Annotated in this window: 18 protein-coding genes; 7 read left to right on the forward strand and 11 right to left on the reverse strand. The window is 48.8% G+C overall.

Annotated elements, in window-relative coordinates; translation table 11 throughout:
* Nucleotide 1: 1 nt before the first annotated feature.
* Both CI595_RS03180 and CI595_RS03185 read right to left on the reverse strand, forming a co-directional pair.
* Nucleotides 2-1144 carry a HipA domain-containing protein gene (locus CI595_RS03180; protein ID WP_243135087.1) on the reverse strand — a complete coding sequence of 381 codons (1143 nt, stop codon included), beginning with the start codon at nucleotides 1142-1144 and terminating at the stop codon, nucleotides 2-4.
* A gap of 224 nt (nucleotides 1145-1368) precedes the next feature.
* Nucleotides 1369-2316 (reverse strand): DUF1848 domain-containing protein, encoded by a 948-nt coding sequence (locus CI595_RS03185; RefSeq protein WP_095171624.1) that lies wholly within the window; start codon nucleotides 2314-2316, stop codon nucleotides 1369-1371.
* Nucleotides 2317-2527: 211 nt separating this feature from the next.
* Between CI595_RS03185 and CI595_RS03195 the strand changes: the two genes are divergently transcribed.
* Nucleotides 2528-4471, forward strand: coding sequence for a right-handed parallel beta-helix repeat-containing protein (locus CI595_RS03195; protein ID WP_095171628.1), 1944 nt, complete (start codon nucleotides 2528-2530; stop codon nucleotides 4469-4471).
* A 48-nt stretch (nucleotides 4472-4519) separates the two neighbouring features.
* Here CI595_RS03195 and CI595_RS03200 read toward each other — a convergent pair whose 3' ends face one another.
* From CI595_RS03200 to CI595_RS03215, 4 genes are all read right to left on the reverse strand, one after another.
* A complete protein-coding gene (locus tag CI595_RS03200) occupies nucleotides 4520-7222 on the reverse strand; it encodes an EAL domain-containing protein (RefSeq protein ID WP_095171631.1) in 2703 nt (900 codons plus the stop codon).
* 117 nt (nucleotides 7223-7339) lie between these two features.
* A complete protein-coding gene (locus CI595_RS03205) occupies nucleotides 7340-8134 on the reverse strand; it encodes an EcsC family protein (RefSeq protein ID WP_095172361.1) in 795 nt (264 codons plus the stop codon).
* A 37-nt stretch (nucleotides 8135-8171) separates the two neighbouring features.
* Entirely contained in the window at nucleotides 8172-10391 is a 2220-nt protein-coding gene (locus tag CI595_RS03210; RefSeq protein WP_187143993.1) for an ATP-dependent helicase, read from the reverse strand.
* A gap of 18 nt (nucleotides 10392-10409) precedes the next feature.
* Nucleotides 10410-13085 (reverse strand): DEAD/DEAH box helicase, encoded by a 2676-nt coding sequence (locus tag CI595_RS03215; protein WP_095171634.1) that lies wholly within the window; start codon nucleotides 13083-13085, stop codon nucleotides 10410-10412.
* A gap of 849 nt (nucleotides 13086-13934) precedes the next feature.
* Between CI595_RS03215 and CI595_RS03225 the strand changes: the two genes are divergently transcribed.
* The 6 genes from CI595_RS03225 to CI595_RS03250 all read left to right on the forward strand — a co-directional run bounded on the left by CI595_RS03225 (nucleotide 13935) and on the right by CI595_RS03250 (nucleotide 18758).
* The gene (locus CI595_RS03225; protein WP_095171638.1) at nucleotides 13935-14525 is read left to right on the forward strand and encodes a TetR-like C-terminal domain-containing protein; all 591 of its coding nucleotides are present in this window, start codon (nucleotides 13935-13937) and stop codon (nucleotides 14523-14525) included.
* Nucleotides 14509-15201, forward strand: coding sequence for an ABC transporter ATP-binding protein (locus CI595_RS03230; protein ID WP_095171640.1), 693 nt, complete (start codon nucleotides 14509-14511; stop codon nucleotides 15199-15201). Before CI595_RS03225 ends, CI595_RS03230 begins: the two co-directional genes overlap by 17 nt.
* Before the next feature lie 4 nt (nucleotides 15202-15205).
* Entirely contained in the window at nucleotides 15206-16354 is a 1149-nt protein-coding gene (locus CI595_RS03235) for an ABC transporter permease (RefSeq protein WP_095171642.1), read from the forward strand.
* Nucleotides 16355-16404: 50 nt separating this feature from the next.
* Nucleotides 16405-17211 carry an MBL fold metallo-hydrolase gene (locus tag CI595_RS03240; protein WP_095171644.1) on the forward strand — a complete coding sequence of 269 codons (807 nt, stop codon included), beginning with the start codon at nucleotides 16405-16407 and terminating at the stop codon, nucleotides 17209-17211.
* A 15-nt stretch (nucleotides 17212-17226) separates the two neighbouring features.
* The gene (locus CI595_RS03245; RefSeq protein WP_095171646.1) at nucleotides 17227-18048 is read left to right on the forward strand and encodes a MerR family transcriptional regulator; all 822 of its coding nucleotides are present in this window, start codon (nucleotides 17227-17229) and stop codon (nucleotides 18046-18048) included.
* 233 nt (nucleotides 18049-18281) lie between these two features.
* Complete coding sequence (locus CI595_RS03250) at nucleotides 18282-18758, forward strand: SAM-dependent methyltransferase (protein ID WP_095171648.1); 477 nt, start codon at nucleotides 18282-18284, stop codon at nucleotides 18756-18758.
* Between the two features lie 223 nt (nucleotides 18759-18981).
* Here the strand turns inward: CI595_RS03250 and CI595_RS03260 are convergent, their stop codons facing one another.
* The 5 genes from CI595_RS03260 to CI595_RS03280 all read right to left on the reverse strand — a co-directional run bounded on the left by CI595_RS03260 (nucleotide 18982) and on the right by CI595_RS03280 (nucleotide 24449).
* Nucleotides 18982-19302 (reverse strand): multidrug transporter, encoded by a 321-nt coding sequence (locus CI595_RS03260; RefSeq protein WP_095172363.1) that lies wholly within the window; start codon nucleotides 19300-19302, stop codon nucleotides 18982-18984.
* A gap of 307 nt (nucleotides 19303-19609) precedes the next feature.
* Nucleotides 19610-20044 (reverse strand): RbsD/FucU family protein, encoded by a 435-nt coding sequence (locus tag CI595_RS03265; RefSeq protein WP_095171653.1) that lies wholly within the window; start codon nucleotides 20042-20044, stop codon nucleotides 19610-19612.
* Between the two features lie 205 nt (nucleotides 20045-20249).
* Nucleotides 20250-20933: a class II aldolase/adducin family protein gene (locus tag CI595_RS03270; RefSeq protein WP_095172364.1), complete on the reverse strand. Its 684-nt coding sequence runs from the start codon at nucleotides 20931-20933 to the stop codon at nucleotides 20250-20252.
* Between the two features lie 37 nt (nucleotides 20934-20970).
* Nucleotides 20971-22467, reverse strand: a complete 1497-nt coding sequence (locus CI595_RS03275; RefSeq protein ID WP_095171656.1) for a rhamnulokinase — start codon at nucleotides 22465-22467, stop codon at nucleotides 20971-20973.
* A gap of 188 nt (nucleotides 22468-22655) precedes the next feature.
* The gene (locus tag CI595_RS03280) at nucleotides 22656-24449 is read right to left on the reverse strand and encodes an L-fucose isomerase (protein ID WP_095171659.1); all 1794 of its coding nucleotides are present in this window, start codon (nucleotides 24447-24449) and stop codon (nucleotides 22656-22658) included.
* Between the last annotated feature and the right edge of the window lie 261 nt (nucleotides 24450-24710).

Here is a 24710-nt window from a genome sequence, read left to right on the forward strand (position 1 = left end):
TTTATTTTTTTCTATGAGCGGCAAGGTATTGAAGGTTAGTCATCCTCTCCTGGAAGGCTTGTGATAATGCGCAGCATCTTTGCTCGTCCAGATATGGAGATTGTATAAAAATATTGTATAGCTCCTGGTGGAGATTCTTTAACTTTTCAAAGGGTATCCAGGTAAAATCTGTGATCAAGCTTAATTGCTTTGTTTCGTTAGTGCAGAAGGGTTTCGTATCGACTTCTGCAAGGGGCTGGATACGGCTGGTGAGAATATTATGCCAGAGGCTGGTGCCGCTGTCAAAAATGGGTGCCGGCCCCATCCATTCTAACGTCTCTACATTTCGTACGGCACCAAAGTTGCCGAAATGCCTGTCTGTGTTCGCCATCAGATAATCAAATACCAGCATCTGATCGAGAAATTTATGGATTCCGGGTATCCCAAGGCTGTCACATGCCCGCAGGAAATGTTCATAGGCAGAATATTGGCTTCTCTTTTTTAGTGACTTGTTAATACTGACTGCACTTACAAGTTCTGTATTGGTTGTAATAAAATTCTCGCATATGCTGTATGGTATTTGTTCTTCCCATAGAAGGCCATATGAAACATGGTTATCCATCCCCATACATTCTAATAGTTTTGTGGCGAATACTTCGTTCAGCGGCTCCTGCATATAGGGCGCACTTCCCCCTTTTATCAGGCATCTTTTACCGTTGATAATTTTCCACTTTTTCCTTAACCAGCCGTCAGAAGTGTTGCAGGGAGACATAAGGTCTGCCTCTTTTCCCAGCGGCTGTCCAAACAATGCATTTCCTACATCCTCAGAAAAAGAATTCTCAAAAAAGTTTACCTTTGTCCATGACAATTCCATATCTGCCGGCTTCATCCAATACTGATCCGACAAACTCAGACCAAAGCATTTCATAAGAAGCTGCTTTGTGTCAAACATTTCCAAATGCTCCAGTGCTTCCAGGATACCCAGACGGCTGGCTGGTATGGAACGCCCCTGCCACCATTCGTTTAAATCTCTGCGATTGGGCAGACCCGCTCTTTTCTCTATTCCCACTGGAAGGTAATTCAAATCATATACTTTTAAAACTTTAGTAATGGCAGATGAATCATGGTCAATCTGCAAATCTATAATAGGAGTATTTTTATTCATAAGTGTGCATTGCACCTATATTTCCTCCTCTCCGGCTGATGCCATAAAATATAGCCATTATTATATCACGGTAAGTGGGTTATTGTCACTGCCGCTTTCGTATAAAATCCCAATTTCCTATTTTTCTGCACGTCCCTATAGCTTTTCCTCACCTGCTGCCGGACAAATTGCACGCCTGGTACCGCTGTCCTCAATGGCATATGCAATCCTCTTTAGCTTCCGTCTCAGCTGAAATAAGATTCCAGACTCTCCTGCAGCTGTTTCCATGATCTCACCTTTCTCTCCGTCACCCTGTCCTCCGGCAGTATCTCACTGCAGAGGATCGGAGAATCCACCCTATATTTCTTCCTTCCCCCAGCCACGGCAGCACTGCTTTGGTTGGCATAGCAGTAGAGGCATCCATGGGGACAGGTGTCATAGGCGCCAATATCAATACTCTCCATACAGCCGCACTCACTTCTCTGGTTCTTGTCCTTTCCAGCTTCCAGGCCGCAGCCGCATAGGCGCCCGATCAGTTCTTTGTCCATACAGCTCCCGTGGGCGATCCCGTATTTCTGAAGGTCCGCCTTTTCCGCGCAGGTCACGATCTCCATGCCGTGGCTTTTGGCAGTCCGGGCCAGCTTCCCGGCCAGCACGCACAGACTTTCCTCCTCAAAGGGTTCACAGCCCAATCTTTCCAGGTTCTTTCGTATCTTAGGGTAGAAATCCAGAAAACTGATGACCACCCGCCTTGTATATCCTTCCAATGCATCCGCAATCTGTGTAAATGCCCGCAGATGGTAATCAGCCGTATACCGTTCGCTGAAAAATATAGGATCATACCGCCATATGACCCGCTCTGCTCCCAGACTGCCGGCAAGTGACCGGAATGCGGGGATCAAAACCCGTTTCTTATCCGGCAGCCCTGGCTCCACATCTCTTCCGTATCCGGTCAGTGTAAACTGAAAGTAATACATGTATCCTTTCAGTAAAGAAAGCCGTTCCAGCATAGGCGCAGGATTCTTTGTCCAGAATACAATGCAGTCCACCACCTCCGGGGCTAGGGAAATACGGCTGACCTGGTGGCGGGAAACAGGATTGCGCACACAGGCATATCCCGCTTCTATGCGCTCAAAAAACCAGTCCGAATAATATGCCGGCACATCTGTTCTCCGGCTCACACTCAGGATCAATCACGTCACCTCTTTTCCGAAAATATGTTCGTTTTTTTGATTATACACCATTCTGTCCTCCGGCACAACCGTGACACAAATTTCAAGGAAAATCCCCCAAAATTCGTCTTGTCCCGCCCCTCTTGATTGTCTATACTTAAAGACAGGAAAAGTACTGAACAGAAAGGTACCAAACAGTGATAGGAAAAGTTTTATAACAGGAGGAAAATCCATGAACAGAGAATACCATGTAGCAGTCACAGGCTGTGATCACGCGGAGGGAACAAAAGAGGCTCCCTTCAGAACCATATCAAAGGCAGCAAAGACCGCCGAAACAGGGGATAAGATCATTGTGCATGAGGGTGAATACCGGGAATGGGTAAAGCCGGAACACAGCGGCTACAGCAATATCAGCCGCATTGTATATGAAGCCGCCCAAGGGGAAAAGGTGGTGATCAAAGGCTCCGAGCGAATTCAGAACTGGGAAAATATAGAGGGAACTGTCTGGAAAGCCGTTGTTCCAAATACACTTTTCGGGGACTATAATCCATACAAAGAACCGCTGTGGGGTGACTGGTTCATCTATCCGGATGACAATTCTGTCCATGCAGGTGACGTATACTTAAACGGCAAATCTTTCTATGAAGCAAAATCCCTGGATGAGGTAAAAAATCCCCAGATCCGCACAGAGGGATACAATCCGCCGTGGACAAAACATCCCGAACCGATCAAGGATAAAGCATGGACCATTCATCAGTGGTACGCTGAGACTGACCATGAAAACACATATATCTACGCCAACTTCCAGGGCGCTGACCCGAACAAAGAACTGGCTGAGATCAATGTGCGCAAGTGCTGTTTCTACCCTGAGAAAACAGGCATGAATTATATTACGGTGCGGGGCTTTGAGATGGCTCAGGCCGCCTGCCCGTGGACACCGCCCACGGCTGACCAGCCGGGCCTTCTGGGTGCCAACTGGAGCAAGGGCTGGATCATGGAAAATAACATCATCCATGATGCCAAATGCAGCGGCATCAGCATTGGAAAAGAAGCATCCACAGGACATAACCACTGTACCAGAAGGCATAGAAAACCAGGTTACCAGTACCAGATGGAAGCTGTGTTCCGCGCTCTGAAGATCGGCTGGAGCAAAGAGAAGATCGGTTCTCACATTATCCGGAACAATGTGATTTATGACTGCGGACAAAATGGTATTGTAGGTCATATGGGCTGCGTATTCAGCCAGATTTATAACAACCATATTTACAATATCGCTGTCAAACATGAGTATTTCGGCTACGAGATTGCAGGCATCAAGCTCCATGCAGCTATTGACGTGCAGATCCACAACAATAACATTCATGACTGCACCCTTGGTACCTGGCTTGACTGGCAGGCACAGGGCACTCGTGTCAGCAAAAACCTGTTCTACAACAATGACCGTGACCTGATGGTTGAAGTGACTCACGGACCTTATATGGTGGACAACAACATCTTTGCCTCTGCCTATAACTTTGACAACATTGCCCAGGGCGGCGCTTACGTTCATAACCTGTGCTGCGGAACCATGAGAAGAGAGGATGTTCTGAACCGCTCTACCCCATATCATTTCCCGCACAGCACAGAGGTGGCAGGCACTACCCCTGTATATGGAGGGGATGACCGTCTGTACAACAATATCTTTGTGGGCAGTGCGGATGCCTATACGGAGCAGTCCTTATGCGGAACCGAAGGCTACAACGGCTCCACCACCACCCTGGAGGAATATATGGAAACCGTTGCCTCCATGGGTAATGAGGACTTGGAAATGTTTGAACAGGTAAAACAGCCGGCCTACATCAATCACAATGCCTATCTGAAAAATGCTCCGGCATTTGATAAGGAAAAAGATAACTTTATAAGCCAGGCTGACCCGCAGGTAAAGATCTCCGTTGAGGGGGAAGAAACCTACCTGGAGATCCAGCTTGAAAAAGACATGCTGGATATACCTTCTGAGATCATCTGCACAGAAAAACTGGGTATGGTCCGCATTCCGGAAGCTCCCTTTGACGGCCCTGACGGTGAATCCATTGTTCTGGACACTGACTACAACGGTACCAAACGCTGTGAGACACCCGCAGCCGGACCTTTGGAAGGCCTGAAAGAAGGATATAACAAAATAAAGATCTGGGGATAACCCATTACAATGAAAACGGGACGCCGAAGATCCAGGCGTCCCGTTCCATTATTTATCCAAATACCTTTTTTCATATTCATCCACGGAGATTGGCTTACTGAACAGAAATCCCTGTGCCAGTTCCACACCGCAGGCACGTAGGACTTCAAGCTGTTCCTCTGTCTCGATCCCCTCTGCCACGATCTGAATGCCCATCTGTTTCCCCATCTCCACAATGGAGCCTATGATAGCCCGGGCTTTGGAATTTTTCACCACATCATCCACCATACTCTTATCCAGTTTTAAAACATCGAACTCCACTGCCGACAAAAGAGCCAGATTCGCGTACTCTGTGCCAAAGTCATCAATGGTCACAATAAATCCGGCCTCCCTGATCTTTTCGATCAAAGTACCAATATCAATATCATTGACGCTTCTGACGGTCTCTGTTATTTCTATCTCAAGATACTTGGGTGAGATTTTGTATTGTTCGCATATGCCCAAAAGACGTTCTATGAAATGCGGCTGGGCCAGGGAATATCTTGAAAAGTTCACGGATACAGGAAATCCCTTTTTCCCCTCCATGCTCCATTCTTTTATCTTGGAGCAGATGAATTCAAACACAAAGAAGTCAATTTGGCTGACTGTCTGGGATTCCTCCAAAAGAGGGAGAAAATTGCCCGGAAGAACCAGGGAGCCATCTCTGGACTGGTATCGGATCAGGGCCTCTGCGCCCACTGCCATTCTGTCCGAAGATGAAATCTTTGGCTGCAGATAAACCACAAACTGGTTCCTGCTGATCTCTTCCCTGAGGATTTCAGGGTCCGTCAGATAAAGCAGTTCGTCGCTGTGGTGGCGGTACCTTTTGGAAACCGGGTTATTCCTGTAAAATTCCTTCTTGTCCTCATACATCCTGGCATCCGCATTTGCCACAGCCTGACTTACGTCCACCAGCTTCTCTGTCCACTGGGAACCAATGGCTGCCCTGCACAATTCATCTCTTTTGAATGATGCCCGCAGAGCATTTACCTTTCCACGGAAATGCTCTTTTGATACACCGGGGCAGACGATCACAAACTCGTCGCCTCCCACCCGGTAAAAACTGCCTTCCTGAAAAACCTTTTTCATGCGCTCCGCGCATTCAATAAGCACTTTATCCCCGAAAGCATGGCCGAACTGGTCATTAATATCCTTCAGCCCGTTGACATCCAGGTATACTATACCCACGCTCCCCTCTCTTCCGGCCAGCTTCTGCATATCTTCCATGTAGCGGTTTCTGTTGTAAAAGGATGTGAGGGTATCAAAATAACTGAGATGGGACAACTGCTGCTCATCCTCTGCTCTGCGATAGGCAAGCAGGATAAAGTAGCAAAGTGTCTGAAGGATCGAACTGATATTCAATAGACGTTCCTCCGGAAGATTATCCACACCAAGACATCCCACCACCACCCCTTCCTTCTCCAGAGGGGATATGGCTATATTGCGGATATTCCGTTCCCGGATGATGTCCTCACTTCCCGGAAACATTTCCCTGAATTCCTCCGCACTTTTTATGACTATGCAGCCTTCCTTACGCAGTATCCCGCGCCACTGTTCCAATTGCTCCCTGCCCAGGTTCTGCAGGACCTCCTGCCTGGATCCCACATTTTCGGCACACCATTCATAGTCGTTATTGAAAAATCCTCCGGTCAGATTGAACATATACGTCCTCTCTGCATTTAAAAACACACCGCTCTCCCGCAGGACATCGTTTACCGCGTCCCCTATATCTTTTTCACAGTACAGGGTTCTGATGCATTCCATCACCATCTGCTCTGAGCTGAGGGCATACCGCAGCTTTTCTTTTTCATACTCTGCTTCCGTAGTATCAAAAGCCAGTTCCAGGCGCGCCTGTTTTCCATCCCACTCGATCAGACGGTCTTTGAGCAGGTAATGCCGGCCTGTGATGGGATTGGTGGTTTCCCAGGTATAATTCTCTCCGCTTTTCAGATATTTGGTGGTGCAGAACGGACAGGGGGTATCTCTTCCCTGTAGTACCTGATAGCAGAGTTTCCCCTCCACATCATCTATCCGAAAACTGCGTTTTCCCGCTTCATTTATGAATAACAATTCATATGTATCAACATCAGAGACATACAGGAGTTCAGAGATCTCATTCATGGGCGCCTGGATATCCTCTGTCATTCTGGAAAGTTTACGGCTCTTTTCCAGATTGGCATTCTCCATCAGTGCAACTGCCTTACGCCTTTTCTCCTGCTGCTTCATATAAAATGCCAGAAAGATCGCCGCAGCCGTACATATAAGGGTCAGCGCAGCAAAACAAATCTGTGCCATTCGCACATAACCTTCCGCATACTGCTCTGCAACCCCTACACTCTGATCAGCCAGCTCAAAATATTCTTCGCTCAAAAGGTACAGCGTACTGCTGTCCGCCCCCTGTCTCACCTTCAGGATCTCCAGTTTTATCTCTTCCCAGCGTTCCTGCATAAGGGCCATCATTTCCTGATATTTTGCGTCATTGAGCCTGACCAGATGATTTTCCCCTTTTCCCGTGCGCAGCTCTTCTATGATGCCGTCCAGCTTATCTATCAGGGCATCATCCCGGCGTCCTTCCAGTTCCTCTTTCACCAGCCTTTGGGTCGCTCCTCGCACCACCCCGGTATAGTTGATGACTCTTGCATTTCCCTGGAGGCTCCTCATAGAATATAAGGACAGAAGCCCGGATAATACCAGAGCGACCAGCAGAAAAATGGTTCTCATCTTCTTTTGCATATGCACTTGCCCTCAAACCTTTCTCACAGACGGCCATGCCGCTTTTAGGGAAACGGCAGCGCATCAGTAAACGGTATTTCTTCTTTCTTCTAAGTATAGAATGTATTTTACTGCAAGTCAATGCGCTTTGTCTTTGTCCATTAAAAACCTTTTTCTGTACTTTATTTTCCCATAGTCCAGTATTCTTTTGAGATAAATCGAATCATAAGCTCCGCCAATTACCCCTGCCACCGGAATCCCCTGCAAAAACTTCATGTACAGCAGTTCTTTTGAGAGGACAGAGGAGGTTTTTCTGATCTGCTCCCCGCTGTCGTATCCCTGGGGTACTGTCTGCTCCATGATATATCGGTCTGTCTGCTCATTGATCTGTCTCAGAGCGTCTCCATAGGACAAGGCTCCCTGTATGAGCAGCAGTATGAAATACTTCTCCTCCTCCGTATCATACGAATATCCATAGTGAAGCGCGGTTTCATAAATGCTTTTCAGTATCATGCCGGTAAAAAGGGGAATGTCGGGAAGGCCAATGCCAAGGATCCCAAGGCCTACTCCTTCCACCCCTGCCAGAAGAAGATTCCTGCTGCCTGCAGCCTGGGCTTTTTTCGTAAATGTGCGGAGTGTTTTTTTATTTTCCAGCAATCCGGCAGCGTAGGCATCTACTTTATACGTGTGCTCTATCTTCTCCCTGGAATATGTCTTCTCTATCACATCCGTCCCCTTCTCAAATATGAGGCCGAATGCTTTCTCAAATGCCTTATCCAGAGTCTCCTGCAGCCTGGCCGGAACCTTTGCTTCCAAAGTCCGGTCAAGAAAAGACGCATTCTTCTCCTCATTTCGTTTTAGAAATGCCTGCTCTTTTTTTAGAACCGCTTCCATCTCCACTGTCCGGGTAGATTTTTTTCTTCTCTTGATCATTTTTCCGCCTTTCCAAAAAAGATTATGTCCGCTGCTTCTATATATATTCCAGTTCACTGAACGCTTTTATGAATTCTTTTTTTCCATACCCCTCAAATTCTGCTTCCAGCATAGTTTCATCCTCATTCACCACAACGCCTGTTCCGTATCTGGAATGCCGGACAAGCTTCTGCTGTTTTGCCTGTTCGGGACTCTGTTCCGGACTCTGTTCCAAACTCTGTTCCGGATTCTGTTCCAAACTCTGTTCCGGATTCTGTTCCAAACTCTGTTCCGGATTCTGTTCCAAACTCTGTTCCGGATTCTGTTCCAAACTCTGTTCCGGATTCTGTTCCAAACTCTGTCCCGGACTCTGTTCCAAACACCCGGCAGTCATACTGCGCCTCTGTTCCTGCACCTGGCGTTTTAATTCCTGCAGGCTCACAGCAGGGCCTATGTCCTCATCGTGTTCCAGCAGCCGGGGTGGGATCATACGGATATAACGGCTCTCCCCCGGATCAGCTCTCTCCTGGGGATTCATGTAATAGGACAGTTCCAAATGGTCCTTTGCTCTGGTGATACCCACAAAAAACAGCCTTCTCTCTTCCTCCTCCCCCTCCATATCCCCGGTCCTGAGCGGAATCAGCCCATGATTCACCCCCGTGATAAACACACAGGAAAATTCCAGCCCCTTTGACGCATGGATGGTCATGAGTTTTACGCGGTCTTCCTGCCGGCTGATATCCTCCCGCAGCACATCCGATCCGTAGAGTGAGGAGGAATTGACAAACTCCCGCATTCCCGACGCCCGCTCTGCCTGCTGTTCTCTCACATAGGCATACATAATCCCAAACAGTCTGCGCACCGCGTCACTGTCCTCATGGAAGGATGCCGACACAGGGTTCAGGTACCTGTCCAGTTCAAAATATGTAAACAGTTCTTCCTCATTGCCCAGTTCCCTGCAATTTTCCACCAATCCGCACATTCTGTCAAACAAAAGGGATTTTCCCGGCTGTCCGGCCCTGACAATCTCCTCAGCCTTTTTCCCGCTGATACCTTCCCCGTACTCCCGGCTGGAAAGTACATAGATCCCGGATGCCGTATCCTTTGTGTTCAGTGAAAACCGGAGAAGACGGATACACCATTTGAGCACAGGCACATCACCCACCGTCTTCTTCAAGGATACCTCAAAGGGGATACCCTCTCTTAAAAACACGTCCTCAAATATTTTAGACTGGCTCTGCAGACGGTAAAATACAGCCATCTCCCCATAAGATATGCCCTCCTCATGCAGCTTTTTCATTCTGGCTGCAAGATAACAGGCATCCTGAAAAGCATCATACTGGCGTCTGACTATGATCTTGCTCCCCGGCTCCCGCACCCCCGTAAGAGGGCTTCCGTTCTGCAGAAAACAACGGGCAGCCTCCAAAATGGAGGTGCTGGAGCGGTAATTGATGGGAAGTGTCAGCTCTTTTGCCTGATATTTGTGCTTTAAAGTATAAAATATCTGAAACGCGCTGCCCCGCCAGCTATAAATCACCTGGTTGGGGTCCCCCACCGCAAACAGGCTGGCTCCGCGGCTTATGAGACGGTCCGTAAAAACAAGCTGCTGGGTGTCACTGTCCTGGACTTCATCAATAATGACCCACTTGGGAGATACGGATTTCTGTTCTGCCTCCTTCAGAAGAAAATTAGCGTTTTCCAGCAAGTCAAAAAAGGTCATTTTATCCTGCTTTGCCTTCTCCTCCTTTAGCAGCCCGGCAAGCTCATAAATATCGTCCTGATATTTTGAGACCTTCTTTTCCGCCTCCCGGACAGCCATGGCTGACTCCAGCCTTTTTTTGAGGCGGTTCTTATATTTGATCTTCAGCTTGTGCTGCCTGATCAAGTCATAAGCCAGCTCCAGCTCCTCCTCGGGGTCTATGACCAGAAACTCTTTACTATAACCCAGATCCTCCACAGGAAGGAACTCCCGCAGATAATACAGGGCCGTACTGTGAAACGTACCGAATCCTCTGAGTTTATCTGCCGGCAGTTCCGGTTCCGCTGCCAAAAGCCTGGACTTAATCTCGTCTGCGGCTTTATTGGTAAAGGTGAGCACCGTCATATCCTCATAACCCACCTTTTTTATATGGTGCAGATATTGGATTTTAGTGATCAGCACTGTCGTCTTGCCGCTCCCCACATTTGCATTCACCACACAGGCAGGGCTCTCATCCAGAACGGCTTCTCTTTGATATGGATTCAGTCTGTCCAATTCTTTTTCAAAATACAATTCCATACGATATCCCCCGCACTGTCATCCGTTTTTCCCGTCATGTAAATGCGAATATCTCCGCCTGATCTTTTCCTCTGTTTCCTTCTTATCGCTCCCCTTGTCTGACAGATACACTTCCAGGCGCAGGGCAGCCGGGGCATCTGTGTAAAAGGCGATCATATTTTTCAGGCTCAGCCTGTTTGCGTCCTCTAAGATCCATGTCCGGTAAAAGGTGCCGGACGTGGGAAGAAACAATATGTTCCCTTCCACGCTTACCTCCTCCACCGTATTCAAAAACGCTGCCATAGCTTCCCCTTTCCGGCTCAGGAAGGCGCAGAATTCTTTCCATTTTGAGGGAAGTTCCGCAAACACAAAGGGCTTCTGCATATAAGTGGAGGGCACATGGTCAGGCAGTTTCATCCCCATGGGGGAATCCCGCTGCGTCAACAGATTTTCCAGACCCCAGCATACGATGTCCTTGTCCAGCCGGTAATCCCCTATGCAGGCCGCGCAGCCGTCTTTACATTTACAGCCTCTTACCATCTCTATGGCATGTTCTATGATTTTCGGCATGAGTTCATAGGCTTTTTCCGCATACCCCAGGCCGCCTACATACTCATCAAAAATATAGAGGCAGACTTCTTCCTCCAATCCCGCGCCCATATCCAGCGCATTGCCTGACATGGTGACGCCGATATCCTCCTGTTCTGTCATGGTTGCCATCCGCGCAGCATTCCGGGTAGCATAGCAGATGCCTTCAAAATGGTTGTTTCTCAAAACCTGTCCGTTTCCTGTTTCCCTTATGAGGCTCCTGTAAACCTTCACAACATTTTGGGGAATGGTGATCCAGGTGCTTTCCGTGTCAAAATCCTTGGATAACGGCGGCTCCAGCTGTCCGTATCCCAGATTCTGATGATTGTGGAACTGCAGTTTTTTGTACATGTAGACCGATTCCTTTACATTAACATCACCGAACGAAACCTTTGTCCTTTTGTATTCCTTCTCTGCGCTCCCATGTATGATACGGATGGCGGCGGCGCTTCCCGGCATGGTGTAATAGTTTCCGCAAAAGGGTACCGCATAGGATGTTTTTGTCTCCCTGTCCATTTGTATGACTTCATACTGGGCGCCTCCGTGCATGTACACTGCGCCTTCATGGATTTCCCGGAAAGCCTGCATCTCATCCATCTCTGTGATGATCCTGGAATTCTCCCGGTCCACCAGTTTATATCTGACCTTATCTATATTTCTGAGACTATAGTCACCTGCCGGAAATGTATCTCCGGACCAGGCAAATCTGCCATCCTGGGCATGCAGCTCTTTTACCCGCAGAAGGACTGGGATCGTCTCACCCAAATCAGGAAAAACAGCAATATCGTCAAGGGTAAGCGGCAGTTCCGCCGCTGCTGCCCGGATATGGGCAAGTTCAATGAGAAGATTGTCTCTGTCCACCACTGCACTCTCGCTCTCCCCGTCAAAAAGCCAGTCCGGATTGATGGAGATATACTGGTCAAAAGGTAGGTTGTCTAAGATCAGATAGTTGGTGCAGGCTCTGCCGCTTCTTCCGGCTCTTCCCGTCTGCTGCCAGAAGGAAGCCCTGGTTCCCGGAAATCCGGCAAGCACGGTTGTGTCTATTTTGCCGATGTCTATGCCCAGCTCCAAAGCATTGGTGGAAATAAGGCCGCAAAGCTCCCCAGACGTCATTTTCCTTTCAATCTCTTTCCTTTCTCTTGGGGTATAGCCACCCCGGTAGCCTGAAATCCGCTCCGTAAGTCCGGCACCGGGAATGCCCTCCCCCTCCAGCATATCACGGGCTTCTTTTAGGATAACCTCCACATTTCTGCGGGATTTGGCAAATGTAAGAAAGCTCTGTCCCTTCTCTGTCAGCTCTGCCGCCATGGACGCTGCTACAGACGTACTCTGCACCTGCCCGTAATACTGATTATCTTTCCCGTAAATCTTGGGCGGCTGGAGGAAAACATATGTTTTCTCCGGAGCAGGGGACCCATCCCTGTCAATGCAGATAAATTCCCTCTGACAGACTGCCCGGGCAAGTTCCACAGGGTTTGCTATGGTGGCGGAACTGCAGAGGAACTGAGGCGACGCGTGATAGTATCTGCAGATCCTGGACAGGCGGCGGAATACATTGGCAAGGTGTGAGCCGAACGCACCGCGGTAGGTGTGGAGCTCATCTATGACGATGTATTTCAGGTTTGAAAATATAAAGTCAAATCCGGCTTTGCTGTGATTAGGAAGGAACGCGCTGTTGAGCATTTCCGGATTGGTAAGGATGATGTTGGCATTCTTCCTGATGCGGCTCCGTTCGGCCGGCGGTGTATCACCGTCATATACCCCTGCGGACAGTCTGTGCTGTCCGAAAGCCTCCGTCCAGGGTTGTATTGCCCGGTACTGGTCACTTGCCAGGGCTTTTGTCGGGTATAAGAAAATAGCCCTGGACTGGGGATGGGACAGTATCTCCTGTATGACAGGGAGAAGGAAACCCAGGGTTTTGCCGCTGGCGGTGGAGGTTGTGATGACTATATTTTCGCCCCGGATGGCCTGGGTGAACATCTCGGCCTGATGGGTATAGAGGCTTTGGATGCCGGTGGAGGACAGATGCGTGCAGATTTCCTCTGAGAGGCCGAAGGGGTAGGGGGCGTATTGCGGGGGTGTTGGTGGGATGGTTTTTTGGTATATGGTAAGGTCTTTTATTTCCATGTGGGGACTCCTGTTGTTTTTTTGTGGTTGAGGAACGTTTGTTCTTAGTTTAGCATTTTTGGTGGGGAGATGCAATGGGGTAGTGGGGCTCATGTGGATTGCATGGCTCACGGACGGAAAGAGCAGCGGCCCAGGGGCAGGGAAGGCAGGGGATAATTCATCCGACGTTCCGCTGGCAGGCAGCTAACCTGCTGGCATTCACTAAATTCGTCGGCAATGGCCTCCTCATTAAGTGTCTGCCGCAGGTGGATCTGCCAGCTGCTCCACTTAACCTACTGAATTATCCCCCTGCCTTCCCTGCCCCTGGGCCGCTGCTCTTTCCTGTTGGTGGAATGCGGATGGGAGGGATGAGAGAAAGTTATTTGAGATGCGGTTGGAGTGGCGGGCGGAAGCTGTTTGGATTGCGGATGCGATGGGCTGGCAGAGGTTATTTAGAATGCGGTTGGGTGACGGGTGGAGGCTGTTTGGGCTGCAGATGGAATGGGTAGGCGGAGGTTATTTGAATTGCTGTTGGGATTGGGATGAGCGTTGTTTTGAATGCGCATGGGATGGATGGAAGGAGGCTATTTGACTTGCGGATACGATGAGTAGGCGGAGGTTATTTGAATTGCGGTTGGGATTGGGATTAGGAGTTGTTTGGATTATGGATGGGATGGACGGAAGGAGGCTATTTCGATTGCGGACGGAACAGGGTAGAGGTTATAAATGATAGATATTGGGATTTTAGTTGACAGTGGAGATTGATGTGGTATTATGTAAGTATATGTTTTAAATCAAGTGTTTTAAATTGAATGATTTAGGACGGATATGGTGGATTTTTAAATTTGATTAAGGATGGAGGAATGAGAGATGCCGCCTAAGGCTAAGTTTACCAGGGAAGAGATTGTGAATGCGGGATTGAATATAGTGAGAAAACGGGGGATGGGCGCGGTTACGGCAAGGGAGCTGGGGATGGAGCTTGGAAGTTCTGCCAGACCTGTGTTTACGGTGTTTCATAGTATGGAGGAGGTGCAGGAAGAGATTGTCCGGGCTGCTAAAGAGGTTTATAACCGGTGTGTGAAGCAGGGGCTTTCGCAGGAGATGGCATTTAAGAGTGTGGGGATGGAGTATATTGGGTTCGCCGGAAGGGAGCCTCAGCTTTTTCGGCTTTTGTTTATGAGGGAGAGGGCAGAGACCCCCGGAGTGAAGGATGTGCTTTTTGCAATTGATGATAACCATGAAGAGATCATGCATTCGATTCAGACACAGTATGGACTGAGTGAGGAAAACGCCTGGGCTTTGTATCGGCATTTGTGGATTTATACGCATGGGATCGCAACGCTTTGTGCTACGAATGTCTGCAGTTTTGAGACGGGAGAGATCGACGGAATGATGACAGAGGTTTTTACAAGTATATTGAAAAATATAAAGGCAGGTGAAAAGTATGATCAGAGCTTGTGATATTTTTAAGTCTTACGGAAACAGCGACAATCCGCTGCCGGTGCTCAGGGGGATTTCATTGGAAATAGAGGAGGGAGAGTTTGCGGTTATCCTGGGGGCTTCCGGCTCAGGAAAATCTACATTGCTGAATGTTCTGTCCGGGCTGGAGACGCCGGATCAGGGGAAAGTGTTTTATGGGGAGAAAAAGATCACAGGACTTGGTGAGCGTGAGCTGACACAGTTTCGGAAGGAATATGTGGGATTTATTTTCCAGCAGTATTATCTGCTGCCTCATATGAATGTGGATAAGAATGTGAAAATGGGGGCAGATTTGTCCGGGAATAAAGATTACCGGGAAATGATCAACGCGGTTGGACTTGGTGATAAGCTGGAAAAGCTGCCGGGAGAACTGAGCGGCGGGGAACAGCAGCGTGTCTCCGTTGCAAGGGCACTGGCGAAAAAGCCTAAGGTATTGTTTTTGGATGAACCTACCGGGGCTTTGGATGAGGCAACCGGAAGGCTGGTGCTGGATTATATCTGTAAGCTGCAGGACATGTACGGTTTTACTGTTGTCATGGTTACGCATAATCAGAATATTGCCCGGATGGCTCATAAGGTGATACTGATGAACAGCGGTAAAGTCACTGATCTGTATCAGAATGCCGCCCGGAAAACAGCTTATGAGATAGGATGGTGATCATATGGTCGTAGGATTCAGAGACGCCGCAAAATTTACCGGGATTTTTATAATATCCTGCTGTGCAGTCTTTGTCTGCACTTTGTTCCTGAATTTTAATATGGATATGGTGGGGATTCGGGAGGAAATCGCACCAGGGGCGGTTACCGTTTTTTATGAAGCCCAGGTCTCGTCCGGCAGGATGATCAGCTGCGTAAGCGGAGGCTGTCTTTTGCTGACTTCTGTTATTATGTTATTTTTTTATATTAAGCATTATATTGACAGCCATCGAAAAGAACTGGGTATCCTGAAGGCACTGGGATATTCTGATTTTAAGATTGCCCGTGGCTTCTGGGTGTTCGGGGTCAGTGTGCTGCTGGGTACCGGCATTGGATTTGCGTCCTCTTTTTTGCTTATGCCTACGTTTTACCGGGTGATGAATGAGGATAAGATCCTGCCTGATATTACTGTCCATTTTCATTGGTCACTGCTCCTCTTTCTTGTGCTGATCCCTGCTGGATTTTTTTCTATTCTTGCGATTCTCTACGGGTGCCGTAAACTTGGAAACCCTGTGCTGACTCTGCTCCGCGGAAAACAAGGTGGGATTTTCAAGATAAGGCGGCAGAAAAGAAATAGCGGAAAGACACTTTCATTTTTGCAGGATTTGAGACAGAGCACTGCCAGGAGCCGTATCTCTCTTTTATTTTTTATTGGATTTGCTTCTTTCTGTTATTCCTCCATGATGCAGATGACTTTTGGTATGAAGGACTTGGCAAGTGCCATGTTTGCTGTGATCATTTTTGTTATTGGGATCGTGCTTTCCTTTACGACGCTTCTCCTGTCCGTGACAACCGTGGTGGATGCCAACACAAAGACGATCGCTATGATGCGGGTCTTCGGATATTCCCAGAGGGACTGCCGGAAGGCGATCCTTGACGGATACCGGCCTGTGGCTTATGGGGGATTTGTTGTTGGGACTCTTTATCAATTTGCACTGATAAAAAGTATGGTTAAGATCATCTATAAGGATATCCCCCATGTTCCTGACTACACATTTAACTGGCAGGCGTTTTTTATTGTTCTGTTTTCTTTTATTTTGGTTTATGAATGTATTATGCTGTGTTATTCTGTTAGAATAAAGAACATTTCTTTAAAGGAAATCATGCTTGAGTGACTTTGCCTTTCCTTGGGAAATGAATAAGATCAAGATCAGGAGGCTCTCAGATGAAATTAACCGTTCTGGTGGATAATAACACGTATATCGACCAATATTATGCAGGGGAACCGGCAGTCAGCTATTACATTGAAATTGATGATTTAAAAATACTCTTTGATACCGGCTACTCCTCTATCTTCATTCAAAATGCTGTCTCCATGGGCATAGACTTAAATTCCGTCACCCATATTGTGCTCTCCCACGGCCATAATGACCACAGCGGAGGCTTAAAATACCTCCGTGAAGAGTATGACCTTCCAAACGCCCGGCTTGTGGCACATCCTCTGTGTTTCCAGCCGAAATACTATGAGAATGAATACATAGGCGCCCCCTATTCCCCGGAAGAGATCGCCAGACTGTTCTGTTACCAGCCTGCCCAAGCGCCTGTTTCTCTCTCTGAAAATTGTCTTTTCCTGGGGCAGATCCCAGAGCTTTATAGCTTTGAAAAGCGAAAGGCAATCGGCACATACAGAATAAACGGCGAAGAAAAGGAGGACTTCTGCCCGGACGACTCTGCCCTGGTGTGCAGGACAGACAAAGGTCTTTTCCTTATCACCGGCTGCTCCCACAGCGGCATCTGCAGCATCACAGAGTATGCACGCAGAGTCTGCCGGGAACAGCGCATTACAGGTATCATTGGCGGATTCCATTTGTTTGATAAAAATACACAGCTTACGGAAGCCATCCATTTCCTGGACACCCTGTCCGCAGATTCCCTTTATCCCTGCCACTGTGTTTCCTTGAAAGCCAAAGCCGAAATGCTGAAATACATGGATATTGAGGAAGTCGGTGTTGGATTAACCATACAAATATAGACTGCAGGTGAAAGTATGTTTAAAATAGGTGAATTTTCAAAACTGACACAGGTATCCATCCGGATGCTGCGGTATTACGATGAAGCCGGCCTTTTGAAGCCGGCTAAAACTGATGCCTGGACGGGTTACCGTATGTACTCTGCCGAGCAGATCCCCACCCTGAATAAAATCATTTATCTGCGTGACAGCGGTTTTCAGGTGTCGGAAATTGCCGCTGCCCTGGCCGCTGAAAATGAAATGTCCCTGATAGAACATCTGGACAAAAAATACCGGGAAATCCAGGAAAACATCAAGACAGAGCAGGAACGGCTTCAGAAAATCCTGCTCGTCAAGAAAGATATTCTGCATGGACAAAATGAGATGCCGTACAATGTGACCATAAAATCCATTCCCGGTATTCAGGTGCTCTCCCTCAGAAGGATCCTTCCGGATTACTACGGTGAAGGTCTTCTCTGGAAAGAGATGTCAGATTTTGCAGAAACAAACAGGATACCGATTTCCCCTGAAACCTTCTCTCTATACCACGATCAGGAGTATAAGGAGACACAGGTGGATGTAGAGATATGTGCACCCGTAAAAAAATCCGGAAAGGATACCGGGGATTTCATCTTCCGGTTTATTGAACCCGTCCCTGTCATGGCCTGCACCATGGTGTACGGCCACTTCTCCAATATAGCCGGAGCCTACCTTTCCTTCGCAGAATGGCTGCAAAAAAACGAGCGCTACCAGATGACTGCCCCAAGCAGGCAGATCGTCCACCGGGGCCCCTGGAATGAAGATACCCCCAAAAACTTTCTGACAGAGATACAGATACCTCTGCTGATCAAAAAAGACTAAAAATTTCCGTCAAAAATATTCCTCTTGACTCTCACACCATGTCAGGGTCTACATTGAACTCGTAAATGTAACTATTCAGTAGGTCTGCGCATTCACTGCGCTGACCGTAAGAAAGTGTTCCACGGCCAAGCAAAAATCCCATCGCCAAAGGCGATTCTGCATGGATTTTTGCCTGTAACTGTGAGGGTACCGAACAGTTACTCACAAATAAATCATATATGGAGGAATACACCATGACATCATTCAAATTACATCCCATTGGGACCATCCACAATAACGGAGAAGAAATGTTTATCACCCTGGATCCGGAATACATCCCGGCGCTGCAGGCATTAGACGGCTTCAGCCACATCGAGGTGCTCTGGTGGTTCAGCGACTTTGACACAGAGGAAGCCCGCGCCGTGCTGGAAGCAGAACAGCCCTACAAAAAATGCCCTCCCGTAATGGGCATCTTTGCCACCCGTTCTCCTGTCCGCCCCAACCCCATAGCCCTTACCACAGCCCCGGTCACATACATTGATCACGAAAACGGCGTCATCCACATAGCCTACATTGACGCAAACGACAACACCCCGGTCCTGGACATCAAGCCCTACACTCCCAGCATGGACCGCATAGAAGCCCCAACGGTTCCGGACTGGTGCAGCCACTGGCCTAAGAGCCTGGAGGAGTCGGCAGAATTCCCGTGGGAGAATGAATTTAACTTTTAGCTAAAATAAGGGGGTGCTTTGTTGGTATTTCTTGGAAATTAATGTCTTTGCAAAACAAAGCTGCCGGGAAACAGCCGGAACAGATATGGGCACAGTTTTCTCCCTATCTGCTCCGGCTGTCTTGATTTCACCATCACGGAAAGCATTCTCCCCAAATATACGGATGTCTTCCGGCTTTAGTTTTTCTTCTGCAATGATACTCTGCATCCATGCTGCATATACATCATTTCCTCTCGAAGAAATGTATCATGGTATCTTTCAGATCCTCACTGAAATCATCCAGATCCTCCAAAGTGATCGCACCCTCATTCAACAGTGACATCATGATATAGAACTGGTTCGACCTCCTCATGTCACACTGCACACCGCAATCCTTCTTATCCCCACGGATACGCTTCTCTAATGCCCAGAATTTATCTGAAGCATTTCCTTCACCGCTCAGTAATTCTATGTATTCCTTGTTCAGCTTTTCCATGTACGCTTCCTGCCAGACAGCGATCTTACTTCGGAACAGTTTCCAGTCTTTCTCCGAAAATTTGTTCATGTTTCCTCCCACATCGAGCCTTATATCACCTCCCGAGAACATTTCCTCATTCATGCTTCCCACACTTCCGCAGCCAAAATCAGGGAAACTCCGGCGGGGAGGGGCAGGCAGGGATACGGGGCCTGATTCCGCAGGTTTAGTGGAGCGTCGGGCAGATCCACCTGCGGCAGACACTTAATGAGGAGGCCATTGCCGACGAATTTAGTGAATGCCAGCAGGTTAGCTGCCCACCAGCAAAACGTCGGAGGAATCAGGCCCCGTATCCCTGCCTGCCCCTCCCCGCCGGAGTTTCCCGTCCCTTTTTTCTCTAAATAACCCCCTTCTGCAGCATCACATTCGCATAAACCGCCTCTTCCCCCGTAGCCACAATAGCATAAGCCTTCTTTGCCTCCTCATAAAAAGCAAACCGCTCCACATTCCGAATCACGCTTTCCCCGCGGTCCTCATACTTTTTCACGATTTCCCTATAAGTATCCCAGATTGGTGTCTTAACATCATCCCCGGGCATAACCTCCATAAGACTCATAGGATGTTCCACATATCCGTCCAGCGGCATCAGACGAAGCACTGCATCCAGCACCTCGGGCACTCCATGCCCATCCATCCGCACAACAATACAATCCTTCCCCATGCTCTCCGCAGGGAAATTCCCATCCGCGATCACAATCCTGTCACTATGTCCCATCTCTGCCAGCACTTTTAAAAGCTGAGGCGGAATAATTTTCGGAATCCCTTTTAACATCACATTCACCTTTTATCCTTAACAAAATTTACGTAACTGTTCACTCCGTGTCCAGTAACTCGCTTCGCGATGCACAGATATGGGGCATTCTGCCCCATATGGCGCTGGCTGCCTCGGGATTTTCATGCTTTCAGCATGAAAACGCCTCCCGGTACAGTGGCCTGTGTACAGTAACAAATTTACTCCTGCCAAAACAGGCAGCGTCTCATGAATACTTCTTATATCCGGGATGCCTTCCGGTCACACCATATCCTTCCCGCATGGATATGAGCCGGTCAATATTTTCCCGTGAGATCTCCTTTGCTCCGCCGAGCATATGAGCGTTCAGGCTGATCTGTGCAAAAAGTTCCAAGGTCTCCATCCGGTAATAAGCGGTAATGACATCTGCACCCACAGTCAGCGCCCCGTGATTCTGCAAAAGCACTGCGTCATGTTCACCCAGATAAGGAGCAATGGCATCAGGCACCTCATACGTGGAGGGCGTTCCATACGGTGTCACCGGCACAGAGCCAAGAGCAATCACAGTCTCGATCATGGAATATTCATCCAGAGGCTTATTCGCCACAGCAAACCCTGTCGCTACCGGGGGATGCGCATGTAAGACAGCCCCCACGTCCTCCCGCTCCCGGTAACAGCGCAGATGCATCTTGATCTCTGAGGAAGGACGGCACCCTTCCTCCGCTTCCAGGATATTTCCTTCCATATCAATGTGTACCAGCTTTTCCGGGGTAATAAAACTTTTGCTCATCCCCGTAGGTGTCGCCAGAAATGTCCCGTCCTCTAATTTTACGGAAACATTCCCGTCGTTTGCAGCTACCCAGCCCTTCTGCCACATTTTATGGCACACATCACAAATCTGTTCCCTAAGCTCCATATAACTTAATTCCATTTCATTTCCTCCATTTTCTGTCCTGCACCCTTTCCTCTCACGAAACAAACTTCCTATACTGTCCGTAAGCCTCCTGCCACTGCTCCGTATCCCGCGGCTCATACACTTTCATATTCTCAGAATTCCGGATGATCCTCCGAACCTCTTTCAAATTCTTTACTTCCCCTGCTGCCACAAGCTGCATGGCAAGATTGCCGTACACAGTGGCTTCCACAGGTCCGGCGATCACGGGGATGCCGCATGCGTTGGCCGTCATCTGACACAGAAGGGCGCTCTGGGCACCGCCTCCCACCAGATGGACTGCCTGATACGTTCTGCCTGTACATGCACAGATCTCGTCCAGTACCATCCTATATTTAAGAGCAAGGCTTTCGTCAATGCAGCGCACCACCCCGCCCACGCGTTCCGGTACTTTCTGCCCGGTTTGTCTGCAGAATTCCCGAATCCGCTGCGGTACATTTCCGGCGGGCACAAACTCCGGCGCGTCCGGGTCCACAAAAGCGGCAAAGGGTTCCGCATCCCCTGCCATGGATTCCAAATATCCGAAACTGTATTCGCATCCTTCCCGCATCCACTGTCTCCGGCTCTCCTGAATCAGCCAGAGCCCTATGATGTTTTTCAAAAAAGAGGTTTTGCCGCCGCATCCCCCCTCATTGGTCATGTTGCAGGCAAAAGATCTGCTGTCTATCTGGGGTACATCCAGTTCTGTTCCAAACAATGACCAGGTACCGCAGCTCAAAAACAGAAAATCATCTGTCTCTGACGGAACGGCAGCCATGGCGCTCTGCGTGTCATGTCCTGCCACAGCTATGACATCCATGGGGCCTGCCCCCAGCTCTTCCCTGATCTCATTTCTAAGGCTGCCAAGCCTTGTTCCCGGCATAAGCACCGGCTCCAATATCCGGGAGGGAAGGCCCAGGCTTTCCAGCACCTCCCCGGACCAGTCCTTTTTTCCCGCATCCAGCATCTGCGTGGTTGAGGCAATGGTGTATTCACTTGCCATTTCCCCTGACAGGAAATAGCAGAACAGATCCGGCATTAAAAGCATATGCTCTGCCCGGGCCAGCAGCTCTTTTCTGTATTCCTGCTCTGCCATAAGCTGAAATGCTGTATTGATCTCCATGAACTGGCTGCCGGTGATCTCATAGAGTCTTTCCCTGTCCATGCGGGAAAAGGCTTTTTTCAGCATCCCCTCTGTTCTGGCATCCCGATAATGGACCGGATTGGATAAGAGCATACCGTCTTTTCCCAGCAGCCCATAGTCCACGCCCCAAGTATCCACACCAATGCTGCTGATAGCCGCACCTGACCTGCCCTGCATGATCCCCGCTTTTGTAATGCCTGTCTTCAGCTCGTGGAAAAGCCGCAGAAAATCCCAGTACATGGTACTGCTGCTTTTTCCGTTTAAAATCACAGGTTCATTGGCAAAACGGTGGATCTCATGCAGAGAGATCCTTTCCCCATCAAAACTGCCCAGCATCACCCTGCCGCTGGAGGCTCCGTAATCTGCTGCCAGCATTTGTTTTCCCGGCATTTTCATCTTCCCCCAATCAATCTATTATCTGAATCATTACAGCATACTGTAATGGTTCCGTACCTTCCCCTGTACAAGCAAAAATCCCTACGGAACCGCCTTTGTCCATGGGATTTCTGCCCGGCTTGGAAATATTATGGTTCGGTCAGCGCAGCAAATGCGCAGACCTGCTCAATCGTCACTGCACGCTACTTATAAAGGGGACCATAAGCTGCGCAGGCTCTGTAGTCCTGTCCCTCTTTGTCCATACCAAATGCATTCCATGCAGCAGGACGGAAGATTTTTTCCTCTGGCACGTTGTGCATAGCTACAGGGATCCTAAGCATGGAGCACATGGTGATCAAATCTGCTCCGATATGTCCGTAGCTGATGGCACCATGGTTGGCTCCCCAATTGTTCATCACGTCATATGCTGTCTTAAACGCACCCTCACCGCTTACTCTGGGCGCAAACCAGGTACAAGGCCATGTATAATCCGTACGTTTCCAGATCGTGTCAGACACTTCAGTCGGAAGCTTAATGGTCCAGCCTTCTGCGATCTGCAGCACAGGTCCCAGACCTTTTACCAGGTTCAGGCGGATCATGGTCACAGGCATCTCCGCGTCTGTCAAAAATCTGGAGGAATAGCCGCCGCCACGAAAATATCCGAAATCAGCCGCGTTCCAGGTAGTTGCTTTCATAATGGCATCCTGGTCCTCTTTTGTCACATCAAACCATGGCTTGATCACACTGTTTCCGCTTTCATCCTTTGCTTCCCCGCAGGCATCCAGGCAGGCTGCGCCGGAGTTGATCAGATGGATGAAACCGCCTGCCTCTGCCGCTTTGCCTTCCAATGTATAACCTGTTGCCTCCTTCACAGCCTCCGGGCTCCAGTATGTACGCACATCTGCAAAGATCTGGGCTCTGTTGGTGAGCAGTTTCATAAACATCATGCCCAGACCGTTGAGCACATCGTTCTCTGTGGCCAGGATATAAGGCTCTCTGGCTCCATTCCAGTCAAAAGATGTATTTAACATCGCTTCCGCAAAGTCCGCATTTGGATAAAAATCGGTCCACTGCCTCTGCCCCTGGAAACCGGCTGCCAGGGCATTGTGTCCCACTTTTTCCTCCTCGCATCCCTCCGGAAGGTTTTCATTTCCATTCATCAGATCCTTGATGATGCACATCATCTTCACAACAAATTCCCAGTCCGCATCTTTCTGCTCCCTGGTCTTCTGCACTGCCTCCGGGTTCTTGTCAAAGCCCTCCATGCAGTGTTCTTTTGTCCAGGCCAGGGCTTTTCCGAATTCTTCCTCATCATAGATCCCTTCTGTCATGCGGCGGATCAGTTCCACTTCATCCACGGATTCCACACGCATTCCCAGATACGATTCAATAAAATCCGGATCAATGATGGAACCGCCAATCCCCATAGTCACAGAACCGATCTGCAGGTAGGATTTTCCCCTCATAGATGCTGCCGCAACAGCCGCACAGCCGAACCGCAGCAGTTTTTCCCTCACATCATCCGGTATATCCGTGGCATCTGCAGCCTGTACATCATGGCCGTAGATTCCAAAAGCGGGGAGCCCCTTCTGTGCATGGGTCGCCAGCACGCTTGCCAGATATACGGCACCCGGACGCTCTGTCCCGTTAAATCCCCAGACTGCTTTTATGGTCTGTGGGTCCATGTCCATGGTCTCCGCTCCATAACACCAGCACGGGGTCACTGTCAGAGTAATATCCACCCCTTCTCTTCTGAATTTGTCCGCACAGGCGGCAGCCTCAGCCACACGCCCTATGGTAGTGTCCGCGATCACTACTTTTACCGGTTCGCCGTTTGAGTATTTTAAGTTTTCCTCAAAAAGCCGGGCTGCGGATCTTGCCATATTCATAGTCTGTTCTTCCAGGGATTCCCGCACTTTCAGGTATCCTCTTCTTCCGTCAATTGTTGGTCTGATTCCAATTACGGGATATGCTCCGATCAATCTGCTCTCTGCCATTTTTTCTGTACCTCCATACTGATAATAGTTGGCTCCCCTATGAGCCTCCGCTTGTCGGGCAGGGGAGTCTGAATCGGTTATAACGTGAACTGTTACGCATCCAGCCATTAAAAATCGCTTCGCGATGGGCCGGATAAAGCTGGCACTACTTTTTCATACGGTCAGCGCAGTAAATGCGCAGACCTGTCTGAACTGTTACCGTGAACTGTTCTATTTTTCTTATATTCTCATCCTAACCTTGTTTTCAATATATTTCCTGTG

The organism is Blautia hominis (genome assembly GCA_002270465.1).
GTDB lineage: Bacteria > Bacillota > Clostridia > Lachnospirales > Lachnospiraceae > Blautia > Blautia hominis.